At 26.9% G+C, this 15,847-nt stretch carries 13 protein-coding genes; 9 read left to right on the top strand and 4 right to left on the bottom strand.

Annotation, left to right across the window (positions count from 1 at the left end; genetic code table 11):
* Positions 1 to 120: 120 nt before the first annotated feature.
* Positions 121 to 603 (bottom strand): MarR family transcriptional regulator, encoded by a 483-nt coding sequence (locus KGF41_RS12585; RefSeq protein ID WP_227840410.1) that lies wholly within the window; start codon positions 601 to 603, stop codon positions 121 to 123.
* Between the two features lie 391 nt (positions 604 to 994).
* Positions 995 to 1,933 (bottom strand): retropepsin-like aspartic protease, encoded by a 939-nt coding sequence (locus tag KGF41_RS12580; RefSeq protein ID WP_227856710.1) that lies wholly within the window; start codon positions 1,931 to 1,933, stop codon positions 995 to 997.
* 282 nt (positions 1,934 to 2,215) lie between these two features.
* On the opposite strand from KGF41_RS12580, the gene KGF41_RS12575 reads away from it, so the two are divergent.
* Together KGF41_RS12575 and KGF41_RS12570 are read left to right on the top strand one after the other, a co-directional pair.
* Positions 2,216 to 2,686, top strand: coding sequence for a helix-turn-helix domain-containing protein (locus tag KGF41_RS12575; protein ID WP_227828802.1), 471 nt, complete (start codon positions 2,216 to 2,218; stop codon positions 2,684 to 2,686).
* Positions 2,687 to 2,725: 39 nt separating this feature from the next.
* Entirely contained in the window at positions 2,726 to 3,025 is a 300-nt protein-coding gene (locus KGF41_RS12570) for a hypothetical protein (RefSeq protein WP_227828803.1), read from the top strand.
* A gap of 350 nt (positions 3,026 to 3,375) precedes the next feature.
* Here KGF41_RS12570 and KGF41_RS12565 read toward each other — a convergent pair whose 3' ends face one another.
* Complete coding sequence (locus KGF41_RS12565; RefSeq protein WP_227828804.1) at positions 3,376 to 4,827, bottom strand: GntR family transcriptional regulator; 1,452 nt, start codon at positions 4,825 to 4,827, stop codon at positions 3,376 to 3,378.
* Positions 4,828 to 5,600: 773 nt separating this feature from the next.
* Here KGF41_RS12565 and KGF41_RS12560 point away from each other — a divergent pair.
* From KGF41_RS12560 to KGF41_RS12550, 3 genes are all read left to right on the top strand, one after another.
* Positions 5,601 to 6,425: a GGDEF domain-containing protein gene (locus KGF41_RS12560; protein ID WP_227828805.1), complete on the top strand. Its 825-nt coding sequence runs from the start codon at positions 5,601 to 5,603 to the stop codon at positions 6,423 to 6,425.
* 565 nt (positions 6,426 to 6,990) lie between these two features.
* The gene (locus KGF41_RS12555; protein ID WP_227854768.1) at positions 6,991 to 7,647 is read left to right on the top strand and encodes a GGDEF domain-containing protein; all 657 of its coding nucleotides are present in this window, start codon (positions 6,991 to 6,993) and stop codon (positions 7,645 to 7,647) included.
* A 125-nt stretch (positions 7,648 to 7,772) separates the two neighbouring features.
* On the top strand, positions 7,773 to 9,857 hold the full coding sequence (locus KGF41_RS12550) for an EAL domain-containing protein (RefSeq protein ID WP_227828807.1): 2,085 nt from the start codon (positions 7,773 to 7,775) through the stop codon (positions 9,855 to 9,857).
* A gap of 475 nt (positions 9,858 to 10,332) precedes the next feature.
* Here the strand turns inward: KGF41_RS12550 and KGF41_RS12545 are convergent, their stop codons facing one another.
* Entirely contained in the window at positions 10,333 to 11,793 is a 1,461-nt protein-coding gene (locus KGF41_RS12545; RefSeq protein WP_227856709.1) for an NADP-dependent glyceraldehyde-3-phosphate dehydrogenase, read from the bottom strand.
* A 453-nt stretch (positions 11,794 to 12,246) separates the two neighbouring features.
* Between KGF41_RS12545 and KGF41_RS12540 the strand changes: the two genes are divergently transcribed.
* The 4 genes from KGF41_RS12540 (at position 12,247) to KGF41_RS12525 (ending at position 15,359) form a co-directional block, all read left to right on the top strand.
* Entirely contained in the window at positions 12,247 to 12,825 is a 579-nt protein-coding gene (locus KGF41_RS12540) for a TetR/AcrR family transcriptional regulator (protein ID WP_227828809.1), read from the top strand.
* A 159-nt stretch (positions 12,826 to 12,984) separates the two neighbouring features.
* Positions 12,985 to 13,218 (top strand): hypothetical protein, encoded by a 234-nt coding sequence (locus KGF41_RS12535; RefSeq protein ID WP_227828810.1) that lies wholly within the window; start codon positions 12,985 to 12,987, stop codon positions 13,216 to 13,218.
* Between the two features lie 8 nt (positions 13,219 to 13,226).
* Positions 13,227 to 14,489 (top strand): MFS transporter, encoded by a 1,263-nt coding sequence (locus tag KGF41_RS12530; protein ID WP_227856708.1) that lies wholly within the window; start codon positions 13,227 to 13,229, stop codon positions 14,487 to 14,489.
* Between the two features lie 300 nt (positions 14,490 to 14,789).
* Complete coding sequence (locus tag KGF41_RS12525; RefSeq protein WP_227856707.1) at positions 14,790 to 15,359, top strand: hydrolase; 570 nt, start codon at positions 14,790 to 14,792, stop codon at positions 15,357 to 15,359.
* Positions 15,360 to 15,847 lie beyond the last annotated feature (488 nt).

Genomic DNA, 15,847 nt, shown 5'->3' with positions numbered 1-15,847 from the left:
TTTTGATTCCTTGGAAACATATTTATCGTACCACCATTTTGTTTCCTTGTCAACAAAATAATAGCAATAAAAATACAGCCCGTTCTCAATAGAGTTGGGCTGTCTATAGTTTCAATTTCTTTATTCTAATTTATTTTGACTTAATATTATACCTTGTTTCTTTATTTCTGCATCCAGATGCCTATTGTAATTTTCCGCAAAGCCAATCATAATATCAAATTGTTCGTCAGTTACCTGCTCAAATACAGCTTTATCACGTTCTTGAAACTCATTGTGCAGTCCCTCATGAATTTTATAAACTGCTTTCCCCTGTTCAGTAAGTCTAAAATAAATTTCTTTCTTGTTATCAGACTTCTGGTAGCTTTCGATAATTCCTTTTTTTATGAGTTTCTTAGTTAGCTTACTTATTGCACCTCTAGTCATATAAAAGTGCTCTGCAAGCTTTGTCACGTTGCAATCTACATTTCTTTCAATGTATTCGATACAATGTACTTCAGAAGATTTATAACCTTTAAGACTTTCTTCCATCTTAAATTTATTAAGCCAAACCATCTTGTTTAATAAGTCCCTGAAACCCATTATGACCTGTTCTTCTTTATTCATAGCCTGTCCTCCCACCCGTTAGTGCATTAACAATATTATATTAAACTTTTGTTTCTATTTCAACAATGTTAAAATAATTATTTTAGGAATCGAACTATACATAAACATAAAAAAGGAAAACAGAATCATCTAATTTAAACCTACATTCTTTTAGATTTAATCAATATCATATAAGTGTTGATAACTATACAAGTAAACATAAATTTGAATGATGATTAAGATAATTAAATGGTTTACAAATAATTTATATTATAAATAAAACAACATGACAATACATCTCTTGTACTGTCGTGTTGTTAAAATACATGTAATGTTTTAATAATAGTTTTTACAATAAAAGGCAGTGTTAACTAAGTTTTATTTATATACTGTTTAGTCTTTAGTCTATATACTATTTAGGATTACTGAAAGTCATCTTCCTAGAATCGAAATCAATTGACCATTTATAGTTTTTCAAATAATTATGACCTATCAAACCATCTTCAAAGAATCCAACTTCCTCATAATATCTGGATTCCTCACCTGTTGTATAGTTCCCAAATCCATTTTCCAGTTGCAAGCTACCTAGACCATATGATGAGATTTCAAAAGTACCGTCTTTATAATCACTTCCTCCCATTCCACTACTTTGTCCTTCAGAAGCTGACTTTAACTCAGGCATTGGAATCCCAGCTAAGTCCATTGTTTCTTTAGGTAGTTGCATTCCAGCATCTTCTCCATTAGCAAACCCTGAATCCATAAAGAAGTTCATTCCACTTTTCTGATTTGTTGAACCTTTAGCATACATGTAATGAGTAGAAGCAAGCGTGAATGGAATCTCTTCTAATACTTTATCGTTGGCAAGCATTTTATTGGCATTGGCCATACCTACTTCATTTCTAGGTCTTAATACTAACTGGCCACTAGAATAATCAATTGTAGGTATAAATTCCTTCAATACACTTGTACCAATAACGCCATGAACATTTGACGCATTACCTTTAAATGCTTCTTCAAATCCCTCAAATGAACCCATCATTACAGGGACATTCTTCATGTTTACATCTCCTATAGTAAGTGAGTCAACTTGACCAAAACCAACTTCGACGATATTACCTCCTTGGAATGTACCTTCTTTCTTTGAAGCTGTTTTAATACCAAGCTCTTTTGTAAGTTTACTATCCGCAACAAACATTGCACCACCAGTATCAATAAAAGCATTTATTCTTTTTCCATTTATCTCAACTGGAACAACAGGTAGGGGTTCACTTGTTACAAATGGAATAGCACTTTCTTCTTTTCCATTCCAGTTAATTTGTCTAGTTTTGCAATAAATAACTCTCAAATTCAAATGAGCTTGGGAGTTTTATTTAGTAATTAGTAATATTTTAAGCTTATACCAAAAGATTCATTCCTCTAATTTTATCCCCTGTACTATACTTAGATATTAAAATTTTCTTGAATTCATAACTTTAAGCTACTTTATCAAATAATAAAATTTATATAAAATGCCTATTATTACAAAGATGCAACTCAAAGTTGACAAAAAACATAGTAGGATTGATAGTGTGCAACTTGTATATTTGTTAATATTTTAGAATAAAGATTGAGAAATATTGAGGAGGAAAATAAAATGGATATATCTGAAAAAATTTTAAAACTAAGAAAAGCAAATAATCTATCTCAGGAGAATTTAGCAGAACAACTTAATGTATCAAGACAAAGTATATCAAAATGGGAAACAGGTCAATCTGTTCCAGAAACAGAAAAGTTAATTGCTTTAAGCGAAATATTTAATGTTACAATAGATTATCTTTTGAAGCCATCTGAAATAGATGAGATATCAATTAGAACAGAAATTCTAGAAAAACAGCAACAGCAGTTAGTTGAAAAGGAAATAAAAAAGGATAAAATCTTATTTATTGTATTAAGCTGTCTAGCCACATACTTAATTGCATTCGCTATATATATTATTGGACACTTCTATTTTGAAATTTGGAATCCAGGTGTAATATTAAGCGAGTTTATAATAGCAACAGCAATTGCTATTACTATTAATTTAAAGCATAAGTATAAAGTTGATAAAAATTCTATAAATAATTAAATCGTAGGATAATGTAAAGTTATTTGAGGGGGAAAACAAATGAAAAAAACTAAATCAAAGGTATTAAGTTTAACACTAGCAACTACTTTTTTCGTAGCAACAACAGCAAATTCATATGCTATGTCAGCAGCTAGAAAAAATCAAGAGGTAGGAGCTCCAAAATACAATGATGAGGTAGTATATATGTATTTATCTCATTTTGTAGATTTTGAAGGAGATAATTATGAAGAAGGTTTGTGTACATATATAACTAAATACGATAGAGAGGCTTATGATAGATATTTAAGTAGAGGTTCTGCTTTTAGAAGTGCTAATTCTATGCGTTTATTACAAATCTAATAGCATTGAAGGGAGATTTACCTTCATTTTAAAGAATATTGGACTGTATATGGAGTTGGAAATTTTATAATAATTTTAGAGTGTATGTTAATTATTTTTGATGACAGTTACTATTTATCCCATATAAATAAAAAATCTAATTCTGATAAATAATAAAAAGGGTTCACCCTAATTAGAGTGAACCTTTTTTTATAGTAAAATATGTATTGTTGTTAAATAAACATTTAAAAATTAATAATGGATGCTTTCAACTGCTCCACCCATAAAACATCCACTATCTAGCCTATTATACGTACAAGATAAATAAAATTTATACTATCTCTATATTGTCTTTAATGATACTTTTAACTTCACTCTTCTATTATACTTTCTATATAGACATAACATTTTTTCAATTGTTGAAAAGACTTCTTAAAAAGATTTGAAAATGCTACTGAAAATCCTTTAACATCACCTTTTTTTAAGTACATCAATATTTCAAAACATATCCCGAAACGTGTTTTTAAAATTTCGGGATATTTTTCAGGAAAAAATCGCTCTATATAAATCCCAAATACAATATATTGCTTTAAATGCATAAATATTTCTTGCATTATATAAATTTCTGAACAATCCACTATTTTACATAGCAAAACGAAATCTGGATAGATATTGCATTCTTCAGAATTCTTTTGTAAATGTCTTAAATGAGCTTCTATATTTTCTATCACCACAGAATCTATATTCTCACCCACTAAAAGTACCACATCTTCTAATGTAATTGTAACAAACTCCATAGCATCTAAAAGCAATTTTAATCTTTTAGCTCCTTCTTTTGTTTTAATATAATCATCAGTATACTCAGAAAAAAGAGTTATATATGTTCCCTTTCCATTAATTGTTTTAGCGATTCCACATTCATTTAATTCATTATATGCACTTCTAACTGTTGGAAGAGATATATTATACTTACTAATTACAGAATTAATAGATGGTAGACAATCCCCTGTTTTAAGATTTCCTTCAAAAATTTGAGATATGATATCAGAAACAATTAAATCATATAGATAACAATTTTTTAATGCCATAGAACTAAAATTATCTCTAGCTTTCTCCTGTGAAATACGGTTTTTTACAATTTCCAAAGTAAATTCCCTATTTTTTTCATACATATAAATTAATAATTGTTTAAGTGCAGTAAAATTTCTATTTAATACATATAAATAAACCTGCTTTATTTGTTCAATATACTTATCTCGAAAAAAATCTACAGAACTATCATCTAATTTATCAATACTATAGGTTATTTGTGAAACCATTACATTACTCTGAATAATATCACAAAAAGAATGAATAAGTAAATTATTTGACTTGCTGATTAGTTTATTTATATATTTTAGTTTTTGCTCTCTAAATATAAAATGGTTTGAATTATTTTTTTCCATATAGCTGATAATATCATATAATTCTTGCAAGTCTTTTGATGTAAATCGCTCTATATTATAAACAGCAAGCGCAGGAAATATTAAGCTAAAAACTTGATACATATCTGCTATTTGCAAAATTTTCTCATACACCAATTCAGATTCCACTAATTTTTCACTTACATTATGAATCAATACTGGTCTAGCACCAGCTTTTGTTTCTATAAAACCTTCTTCTGATAACATTTTAATTACTGTTTTTATGGTATTTTTTGATACCATATATTCTTTAGACATTTTTTGAATGGAGTCGAGTTTATCTCCAACTACAATTTTGCCTGTATAAATTTGCTGAATTAAGCATTGAAAAATAATTAAATACTGTGGTTTTTTTTTCATATTTTTTCCTCTTTAATAATTTAAAATAGTTGCTTATTTTTATGCTATAAACTATAATTATTATGAACCATTTATATATATGGTCTAAGTTTTATAATCTTATAACACTGTAAAATATCCTACCATTATTTATAAATGAGTTAGAAAATTGTCAATAATGCAAATTTCTAATGAATATATACATATATTTAACAATGAAATGGTTTAACTTATTTTACAGAATAAGCAGATAGAATTATGGTAGTAATATAAAATGGGTGAACAAGATTGAAATACTCTATAACATAAACACATATGATAAAAAAATATAATCATATTAAAGCAATTTGTAGATATACAACTAAGATTCGCAAAATTTGAATACATTAGACTTATTCTATTTTAATTAAACACAATTTCACTTTAAAAGAGGATTTACTATGAAATACTATATTTTTTTAGCTATAGCTATTATATCAATAATTGAATTCTGTAATATTTATATATGCAGAATATTATCTGCCCAAAACAAAACTGTATCACCATATAAAAATTATAAATCAATATTTTTAATAAAACCATTAATTTTTTTGATAATGATGTTTACAAAATTACCATTACCACTATTTTATATATTATTTCATCTAATGAATCATAAGGCATTTTTAATAAATAATAAAAATGCTAATAAATACTTTATATCTAATATGTCAGTGATAAGTTTTTATATTTTTCACCTTATTACTTTAAGTGTAATATCACTCTTGGAAAATACAAGCTTATATACCCTATATATGGATACATACTATAGGTTAATTAGTATTTTAATAGCTTATACTTTAATTTTTATCTTGTTGTATTGTATAGATAAAATAAAAGAACATGTTTTTATATTAGTTCAAAATAATATAGAACTTAATTTGTTTTCAAAGTTTATTTGGTTTGCTATAGGATATATCTTGTTTGACAGCATACAGGTTATACTTTCACCTCCAAAGGCTTTAACTTCCTACTTTATAATTGGAAGTAATATATTATTAGCTTTACAAATAATTATATTTATTAATCATATATATTCTATTGAAAAAAATATTTATTTAGAAAAAGAACACCATAAATTAGAAATAACAAAATATGAACAATTATTAAGAGTTGACTTATTAAATAAAAAGGCTAATATTGATGATTTAACATCAGCATATACTCGAAAATTTGCTTTTGAAAAAATGCAATCTTATATTGATAATAAGTTATTATTTTCATTAGTATATATTGATTTGGATAAGTTAAAAACAATAAATGATACATATGGACACTTGGCTGGAGATAGCTACATTATTAGCTTCTCAAATATAGTTATTGACAATTTAAGAACAGAAGATATATTTGCTAGAATAGGAGGAGATGAATTTATAGTGATTATGCCTCAATATAGTGAAAATATTACAAAAGAAGTCATGGATAAAATACGTAATACCATGAAAAATCAGATATCTTTTAGTTATGGTATTGTAGAGGTATCCAGTAAAAATAAAATGACTCTAGAAGAAATTATTAATACTGCAGATATTAGAATGTATACTGATAAACAAAATAATCATAGAAAGAACAAAAACTAAAATGAAAATGTATATGATAATTATCCTAACAACGTTACCATGTTATTTATCTTATTATCTTTATCACTATAATTTTTTTAAATATCTTGATGCTATAACTGATAACTCTAAAAACAAATATAAAATATATATTATATATTCTTTATTTAATTATTCAATTTTTTTAATCTGTACCTATCTAAGGTTAAATTTAATTATAAACTGGACAATTTTTATGTTAGTTTTATTTACACAGATTAAAGTAACTTACTCCATGTCTAACATAAAAGCCTTTTTTTATTCATTAAACTGTACTATTATTGGTCTGTCAATAAATATATTTTTCAGGTCATTAATTTCGATAGTCTTAGATATGCCAGCATATTTATTTGATAGTAACTCTATTACAAATATTTACAGAGTATTTCCTATAGCATTTAGTTTTATTGTTACAGGATTATATTTTTATTATAAAATTTATAAAAATACTCAGATTAGCTTTGAAAATATCTTAGAAGATAAAAAAAATTTAATTTTTTTACTGAGTCTTATGTTTGTAATGTATCTATATTTGTGCCTGAGTCTAATGGTATACTATACTGTTGAAAACACATTAATTTTGAAGTTATATGGAATTAAATCATCCATAATGGTTTTAATAGGTAACTATATTGCAGAAAAATATAGCTTTAGAATCACTCAAATTAAGGGCTATGATATTAAAAACCAACTAGATTATTTGGAAAGTCTAAAAATAGAAGATGAAATTAAAAGATTGAGTGATACTGTATATAAAGACTTATTGACTGGTTTTTATAATAGGCCTTTTGCAAATAAAAAGCTATCAGAATGGAGATTTAATAACTATGAATTTACTTTATGTTTTGCAGATTTAAATAATTTAAAAATTGTAAATGATAAATTTGGACACCAGTTTGGAGATAAATACATATCCACTACTGCTCAAATAATAAAAAAATGTATAAATATAGAACAATCTTTATTGTTTAGGTATGGTGGAGATGAATTCTTATTTCTTTTATACAAGATAACTACTTCCCAAGCAGAGCAAATAATGATTGATATTAACCATGAACTATCAAAATTAAGTAACACTGAAGATTACCCTTATACACTTTCTATTAGTTATGGACTAGTTGAATGGGACGGAATATCTGATACTGAAACTTTAATAGCAAAAGCAGACTCCTTGATGTATGAAAATAAGCTTAAAAATAAGTAACAGTCAAATAAAACTATTATTACATCTCTAGTTATAATATATAAATTATTAATAATTTATATATTATGTTTTTGCTTAATTGAAATTAATCTATAAAAAATGTATATTGTGGAGGAGGCCCGATAATGTCAAAAGACACAGACTTTACAAATATTGAATACGACTTCTTAATGAACGCATTAGATGTAAGCGTAAGTAGACATCTAATTGATGAACATTACACTGTGGTTTGGGCTAATAATCGTTATTATGAAATGTTTGGTTATACAAAAGAGGAATATGAATCTCTTTTTCATAACCAGTGTGACCTTTTCTACAAAGAAAATCCAGATGATTGGAATGAACTTGTGAATAATGTCGCAAAAGCTTTCTCTAAGGGAGAGAGAAAATACGAACACCTTGGTCGTATGAGACATCGTAATGGGAAAAAACTTTGGATAAAATTAATGGGGTTTTTAACTGGAGAAGTTGTTGATGGATTCCCTGTTTCCTACTCTGTCATGGTTGATATTACAAGACAAATGCTGACTCAAATAGAACAAACTGTAACTTACAATAATTTTCCAGGTCTTATTGCTAAATTTAAAGTTACTGATTTTGGTTTCCAACTATTAGATGCAAATAAAAAGTATTTTGATATGTTTAAAAACAAAGTAAATTTTTTAATAGAAGATATAAATTCAGAAATTTACCTCGACTCTATTTATAAATATTATGATGATTTTAGAAATGGAAAATATATTTGCTTTCCAATTTCTCCACAGAATCTTAAAGGTGAAATTGTCCATATGCAAGTCATAGCTGAATGTATAGATTGGGAAGATGATAAACCTATCTATCTTTTGATATACTCAGATGTTACAAAATTAGTTGAGCAAAACAAAATTATTGAAGAAAATAATAAGGAACTAGAAAAACTAGCATTTACTGACCAGACTACAGGTGGAATGAATCGCACACAGTTTAATATAATAGCAAATGAAATCATAAGTTTGTCACCAGCTGGCACATACACTCTTGTTTGGCTAAATATGCAAAAGTTTAAATTAATAAACGATTTAGCAGGAAATATTGCTGGAGATAAGCTTTTAAAATATATCTACAACTGTATAAAATTACATTTAAATGAAGGTGAATTTGTTACTAGAATTTTTGCTGACAACTTTACTCTTCTTCTAAAAGAAGATAAAAAAAATATCAACTCCAGATTAAACGCAATAGTTACACATATTAATAGATTCAATGATAACAAAGATTATAAATATATGCTCTATTTTACTGCTGGTGCCTATATAATTAATGACACTTCTTTGGAAATAACAAAGATTCAAGATAGAGCAAATGTAGCTTCTAAATCTATTAAGAATATTGAAAATCATGAGCTATGTATTTTTAATTTCTATAGTAAATCAGATAAAGAAAAACTTATACTTGAGAAGAATATAGAAAACAGAATGTATGAGGCACTTGAGAAAAAAGAATTTCAGGTTTATTTACAACCAAAACTAGAATTATCCACCCAAGTTATATGTGGTGCAGAAGCTTTAGTAAGATGGGTTCATCCTGTTGAAGGAATAATGCCTCCTAATGAATTTATTCCCTTATTTGAAAAAAATGGATTCATTGTACAATTGGATTTATATGTGTTTGAAGAAGTTTGTAGTACTTTAAGAAAATGGATTGATAGTGGATTAAATGCAGTAAAAATCTCTGTGAATATGTCTCGCTATCATTTTTCATTCAAAGATTTTATTAATGCATATAAAGAAATAGCTGAAAAGTATTCTATCCCTCCACATCTTATAGAAATTGAAATTACAGAAACGATTGTATTTAAAGATGTTAAAGTGTTTAGTGAAATAATAAATGAGATTCATAAAAATGGATTTAAATGTTCTATTGATGATTTTGGAAGTGGTTATTCTTCAATTAATATGCTTAAAGATATCTATGTTGATACTATAAAATTAGATAGAGCATTTTTTAAATCAGAACGATTAGATTCTCAACGGGAAAGAGATATAATTGTTTCTATAATTGATTTATCAAAAAAGTTAAATATGACCACTGTAGCTGAAGGAATAGAGACTAATTTTCAAAAAAACTTTTTAAGAGAAATAAACTGTGATATGTTACAAGGTTATGTATTTTCTAAACCATTACCAATAAAGGATTTTGAAAAACTTATGTTTCAGAAATATACTAATTAGTGGTATAAAATGATTCATTCTAAAAGATATTTATTTTAAATATACTAATTAGCAATATGACATGATTCGTTCTAAAATAAAGAATAAATAATAGAAATTATTTTATATAGCTTTGTATTTTTAAATGCACATTTAACTATAAAATTCTTATATTAATATTCTTAATGATATGAATATCTATACTTTGTAAAAATAACAGATAAATTTAATACTTTATAAATTAAAATTTAAATTTAATTTTTTGCTAATATAAAAATGTATCGATTTATCTTAAAAAACAAAATATAAAGTGGAGAAAATTAATACCTCCACTTTATCCTGCCTTTATATTAATTTTTATATATTTATACTTTTATCTTTATATTTCTAGTTATTTATCCATACCTCTAGTTATTTTTTTACATTTCTAGTTACTTATTTTATTTCCTTTATTTCTTCTATTTCCTTTACTTTTTTTACTTCTTTTATAAGCAGTCTACAGCCCCTTAACATTTACTACTACCGCCTTAGGTCTAGTCATAGCCTCAATTGAATACTTAACGCCCTGAGTTCCCATACCAGATGCCTTCACACCTAAAAATGGGAAGTGGTCTGGTCCTCTCTCAGTCTTATTATTTATTTGAACAGTACCAACCTCAAGCTTATCAGCTATATAAAAAGCCTTATCAATATCACTTGTAAATACTGATGATTGAAGTCCATACTCTGATTGATTGGCAATTTCAATTGCTTCATTTATATCTTTAACTCTTATAATCGGAAGTACTGGTCCAAAAGGTTCATCCCAAGCAATTTTCATATCAACACTTACATTATCTAACAATGTTGGATAGAATAAATTATTTTTTCTAACATTACCTGTTATTAATTTTGCACCTTTATGCAATGCATCATCAACTAATCCTTGAACAAAATCAGTTGATTTGTTATCTATAAGAGGCGTAATAACTACTTCATCCATTGGATTTCCAACTGTTAACTTCTCTACTAACGGTTTTATTTTTTCAACTAGTTTATCTGCCACACTCTCTTGAACCAAAATTCTCTTTACTGCTGTACATCTTTGACCTGAATATGAGTAAGCTCCAGCCACTATATTTTGGGCTGCAAAATCCAAGTCTGCATCTTCTAATACAATAGCGGCATCTTTTCCACCAAGTTCCAATAATAATGGTACCATTTTAGATATTTTGGATATATGTTGACCAACTTCAGTACTACCAGTGAAATTTATAAAGTTGATTCCCTTATGAGTTACAACATAATCTCCTATTTCGCTACCTCTACCTGTAATTGTATTAAGTACACCATCTGGTATACCAGCCTTTCTCATAATTTCTACTAAATGAAGTGCACTAATAGCTCCTTGTGTAGCAGGCTTTAGGACAACTGCATTTCCACCAATAAGTGCTGGTGCAATCTTTGACATGGATAAATTTACAGGATAATTAAATGGAGATATAGCTAAGACAGTACCTAATGGAACTCTTGAAACATAAGACATCTTATTACGTGTTCCTCCAGGGAAATTATCACCACTAATAGCTTCACCTTCCATATTCTTTCCTACATCTGCTGTATATCTTAAAAAATCTGCTGTTCTTTCAACTTCTGCTCTTGCAGATTTTATATCTTTTGCTATTTCAAGTACCAATATTTTAGCTATTTCATCCATATTCTCTAGCAATAAGTCAGCTGCTTTATGAAATATATTAGCTCTCTTATATACAGGCATATCAGACCATACCTTCATACTTTCTTTTGTATTTTTAATAGCTTCATCTACTTCATGCTTTGTCATAGATTGTACTTTTCCAACAAGTGAATTATCTATTGGCGAGTAAATTTCTATTGGTTTTTTTGAATTGGATTCTACCCATTTTCCATTTATTAAATTTTTATATACATTTTCTTCTGTTCTAAGTTCATTAAACATATTTTTATTCCTCTCTGTGATATAACATTATGTATTTAAATTATAGCCATTTATTTGTTATGTAAACATTTCTTTTTTTCATAAACGTTTACCTCAAAAAAAAATTTATAATCAGTATTTTTTTTAATTTAAGTATCTTTGTAATTTATGTGATTTTATCTTAATATATCCCTGCAATTTAAATACTTCTCTCTTAAGGTATCCTAACTACTTTTGTTTACTACTTCTCTTTTTATCTATTCATTAAATTAGTTATCTTTATCAATTTATATATGATTTATTAACCTATTTAACTGAAAAACAATCTATAGTTTAATTTTTTAAATTAAAAATAACATAAATATAAATAGCTTTATACTTGACAAATTTATAAATGGACAATATCATATATGTATGACTAAAAAAACTTTTTAAGTCATACATAATACATGCTTATGGAAAGGATTGATAAATATGGCTAAAAGCTTTACAGAAGTTGAAAAAAACAATATAAGAGAAAGATTAATTTTAGAATGTGAAAACCACTGGTCTAGATATGGATATAAAAAAACTAATATTGACGAACTTTGTTCAAAAGCAGGAATTGCAAAAGGTTCTTTTTACACATTTTTTGACTCAAAAGAAAAGTTATTTTTTGAAGTATTAAATGGAATTCAAAATAGACTTATATCATCAATATACGAAATATTGAATAATATGCCTGCAAAAGAAGGATTTGTAGCATCTTTAAAGATGTTATATCGCTTATATGACAAAAACCCATTCTTATATTGTCCTAGAGATTCTGATTCTATTGCTTTTTTAAATAAATTACCTAAAGATATGGTTTCAACGCTTGAACATAACAATATACAAAGCTTCTACGATTTAATTGAAAAATATGATTTTAAACTAAAAATAGAGAAAGAAAAAGCCTTTGGTGTTTGTAATGCTCTATTATCAAGTCTACTGTTAAAAGAAGATATTGGATATAACTATTTTGAAGTATTTGATTTCATGATAGATAGTCTTGTAGATGACATGTTTGAATAATATGATGTGCTAATTTTGCTAGATTATATAAGTAAAATAAATGATTATGTAGAATAAGTAACTATAAAATTAAATAAACAAATAAATTGAATTACACAGCAAAATAGCAAATTTTGTTTTTCTGTTAAAATTGCTTTAAAATTCTTTTAGGAGGTCTCTATGATTGAACTAATACAAAAACTAAACGATGCTATATATAAAGTAAATGAAAAATTAAACATACATACAAAACTTGTAGACCCTGGTAGTGAACTTATGCCTTTTTACTCTATTCTATCTATAATATTTTCTATATTTTTGATAGTGTTAGGAATTAAGATAAAAAGAACATTTCCAATAGTAATTGGTGTTATAACAATTATTATAAATATTTTAATAATTTTAGATAGGTAGGTGTATATATGACAAAATCACTAAATACTTTCAACAGAAACTTCAACTTAATGGTATTAGGTCAAATAATTTCGCTGTTTGGTGCCTCAATACTTAAATTCGCTTTATCTCTATACATACTTGATATAACAGGAAAAGCAGGAATATTTGCCACAATACTTGCAGTATCTTCAATTCCAATTATAATATGTTCCCCTATTGGTGGAGCTATTGCAGATAAATTTAATAAAAGAAATTTAATGGTTATTTTTGATTTTTCAAGTAGTTTAACTGTTCTAGTCTTAGCATTATTTTTATTTAACAATAAAGGTTCAATACTGCTTGTAGGTATTATCATGACCCTACTTTCAGTAATAAGTACGATGTATCAACCCACTGTTCAGTCGAGTACGCCTATCCTAGTTGATAGTAAAAATTTAATGAATGCAAATGGTATCGTAGCTGGAGTTGCATCTCTTACAAATATCGCTGGACCTGTGCTAGGTGGTGTTTTATATGGCATTCTTGGAATTAATGCTATTGTAATTATCAGTTGTATAAGCTTCTTTTTATCAGCGATTATGGAAATATTTATTCAGATGCCTTTTGTTAAACAAGAACAGTCTGGTAATATCATAAAATCTATCTTTAATGATATAAAAGATGGTGTTATCCACATATGTAAAGAAAATCCTACTCTATTGAAAATATTATTTATAGCAATGGCATTAAATCTCTTTTTAACTTCAATGCTAATTGTAGGTATCCCCTATATAATAAAAATAACAATGGGTGCTAATGATACCTTATATGGTACCGCACAGGGAGCAATATCATTTAGTTCGCTAGTAGCTGCTATAAGTGTTGGCATGTTCTCTAAACATCTAAAAATTAGTAATTTATATATATATCTTTGTGTATGTGCACTGATGTTTATTCCAATGGCATTTTCAGTATATCCATCTATATTAGAAACAGGGTTGGCAGTACCATTTTTATTTCTTGTAATATCCTCTATGTTAATATTTTTCATGACAACAATTATCTCAATATTTGCCATAACAATCACTCAATTAGAAACTCCAAATGAACTGTTAGGAAAAGTAATGGCAATACTTTTTTCAGGAACAGCAGCCGCAATGCCTCTTGGTCAGGTCATATATGGTAAACTTTTTGATTTATTATCAGATAGAGTTTACATTATTATCATAGGCGTTGGTGTAGTTACATTCTTTATAGCAATTATTTCAAAAGTAATGTTAAAAGACAAAAGTGCAAAGTACAACAAATAGAGATTTTATTATATATCTAATTGTATTTTTCATAAATAATATCAGTATAACATTTATATTCATAGATACATTACTATGTTTAATTTTAGTATTAACTTTACAAAACATACAAAACTATATAACTGTAGCATAATATACGAATGTGTCATATACACTGATAAAATTTTAATTTTCACTAATTTCTGAATTTAAACGCAAAATTATGTATTAGTGTGTTGACGTATTGGAAATTGATTGATATAATCAATGAAAAACAAGCTTTATAAAAATTCAAAATATTCAGCTAGAGGAGTGATAGTAATGAGTTACATGCCAAATTTAGAACAAGCATGGGAAATCTTAAAAAAATACAATAAGGAAGAATTTCATATAAGACATGCTCAAATTGTATCTGGTGTTATGAGATATTATGCAAAAGAATACGACCCTGAAAGAGTAGAATTTTGGGAAATCGTTGGACTTTTACATGACTTAGACTTTGAGATGTATCCTGAAGAACATTGTGTTAAGCAAAGAGAATTAATGACTGAACTTGATTTAGATAAGTCAATAATCGATTCTACTGTAAGTCATGGATATGGATTAACTGACTCAGATGTTAAACCAGAGCAATTTATGGAAAAAGTTTTATTTGCTGTAGATGAGCTTACTGGATTAATTGGTGCTGCTGCAATAATGCGTCCTTCAAAAAGTGTATCTGATTTAGAATTAAAGTCTGTTAAAAAGAAATTCAAAGATAAGTCTTTTGCTGCTGGCTGTTCTAGAGACGTTATAAGAAGTGGTGCAGAAATGCTTGATTGGGAACTTGACAAACTTATACAAACAACTATAGAGGCTATGAGAAGCCTAATTCCAGAAATGGAAATATAGGCTATCATACATATAAAGTAAGTATAATAAAATCAAATTAAATACTAAAACAACTTTATTTATATAAAGTATCTGATTATTTATTTATCAATTTAATAGTTTCATTAATAAGCAGTTACCTTGATACAAACATTTTGTTAATTTAATAATTTTATCAATATAACATAACTTTAATTGCAATAGAAGTTACATCTCTAAAGAGTTTTTCTCCTTTCGATGCAACTTCTTTTTTATGTTATGTTATCTACTGATTCTACCCCTGTTATCTACTTCTAACCACATCATCTATAAATCTCAGATTTTATATTTTAAAACTCATTATATGTACGACTCTCTATATGTATAACACACTATATGCATAACTCACTATATAACACACTAATTTAAATAGATTCTTATAATTGACACACTCCCATAGCTAAAGCAAGGGGATTCTTGGTGGCTAACGACTTAATACTATCTAAACGATAGAATCATAGGTGGTTACA

Source organism: Clostridioides sp. ZZV14-6150, assembly GCF_020657875.1.
Taxonomy (GTDB): domain Bacteria; phylum Bacillota; class Clostridia; order Peptostreptococcales; family Peptostreptococcaceae; genus Clostridioides.
Note: the sequence above shows the minus strand (reverse complement) of the source record. Positions and strands in the feature narration are given on the sequence as shown.

Bases quoted from the DNA above. Each gene is read 5' to 3' on its own strand.
- KGF41_RS12540 (WP_227828809.1), top strand. From the start codon at position 12,247: ATGGCTAAAAGCTTTACAGAAGTTGAAAAAAACAATATAAGAGAAAGA.
- KGF41_RS12550 (WP_227828807.1), top strand. From the start codon at position 7,773: ATGTCAAAAGACACAGACTTTACAAATATTGAATACGACTTCTTAATG.
- KGF41_RS12525 (WP_227856707.1), top strand. From the start codon at position 14,790: ATGAGTTACATGCCAAATTTAGAACAAGCATGGGAAATCTTAAAAAAA.
- KGF41_RS12585 (WP_227840410.1), bottom strand. From the start codon at position 603: ATGAATAAAGAAGAACAGGTCATAATGGGTTTCAGGGACTTATTAAAC.
- KGF41_RS12570 (WP_227828803.1), top strand. From the start codon at position 2,726: ATGAAAAAAACTAAATCAAAGGTATTAAGTTTAACACTAGCAACTACT.
- KGF41_RS12575 (WP_227828802.1), top strand. From the start codon at position 2,216: ATGGATATATCTGAAAAAATTTTAAAACTAAGAAAAGCAAATAATCTA.
- KGF41_RS12530 (WP_227856708.1), top strand. From the start codon at position 13,227: ATGACAAAATCACTAAATACTTTCAACAGAAACTTCAACTTAATGGTA.
- KGF41_RS12545 (WP_227856709.1), bottom strand. From the start codon at position 11,793: ATGTTTAATGAACTTAGAACAGAAGAAAATGTATATAAAAATTTAATA.
- KGF41_RS12560 (WP_227828805.1), top strand. From the start codon at position 5,601: ATGGATACATACTATAGGTTAATTAGTATTTTAATAGCTTATACTTTA.
- KGF41_RS12565 (WP_227828804.1), bottom strand. From the start codon at position 4,827: ATGAAAAAAAAACCACAGTATTTAATTATTTTTCAATGCTTAATTCAG.
- KGF41_RS12555 (WP_227854768.1), top strand. From the start codon at position 6,991: ATGGTATACTATACTGTTGAAAACACATTAATTTTGAAGTTATATGGA.
- KGF41_RS12535 (WP_227828810.1), top strand. From the start codon at position 12,985: ATGATTGAACTAATACAAAAACTAAACGATGCTATATATAAAGTAAAT.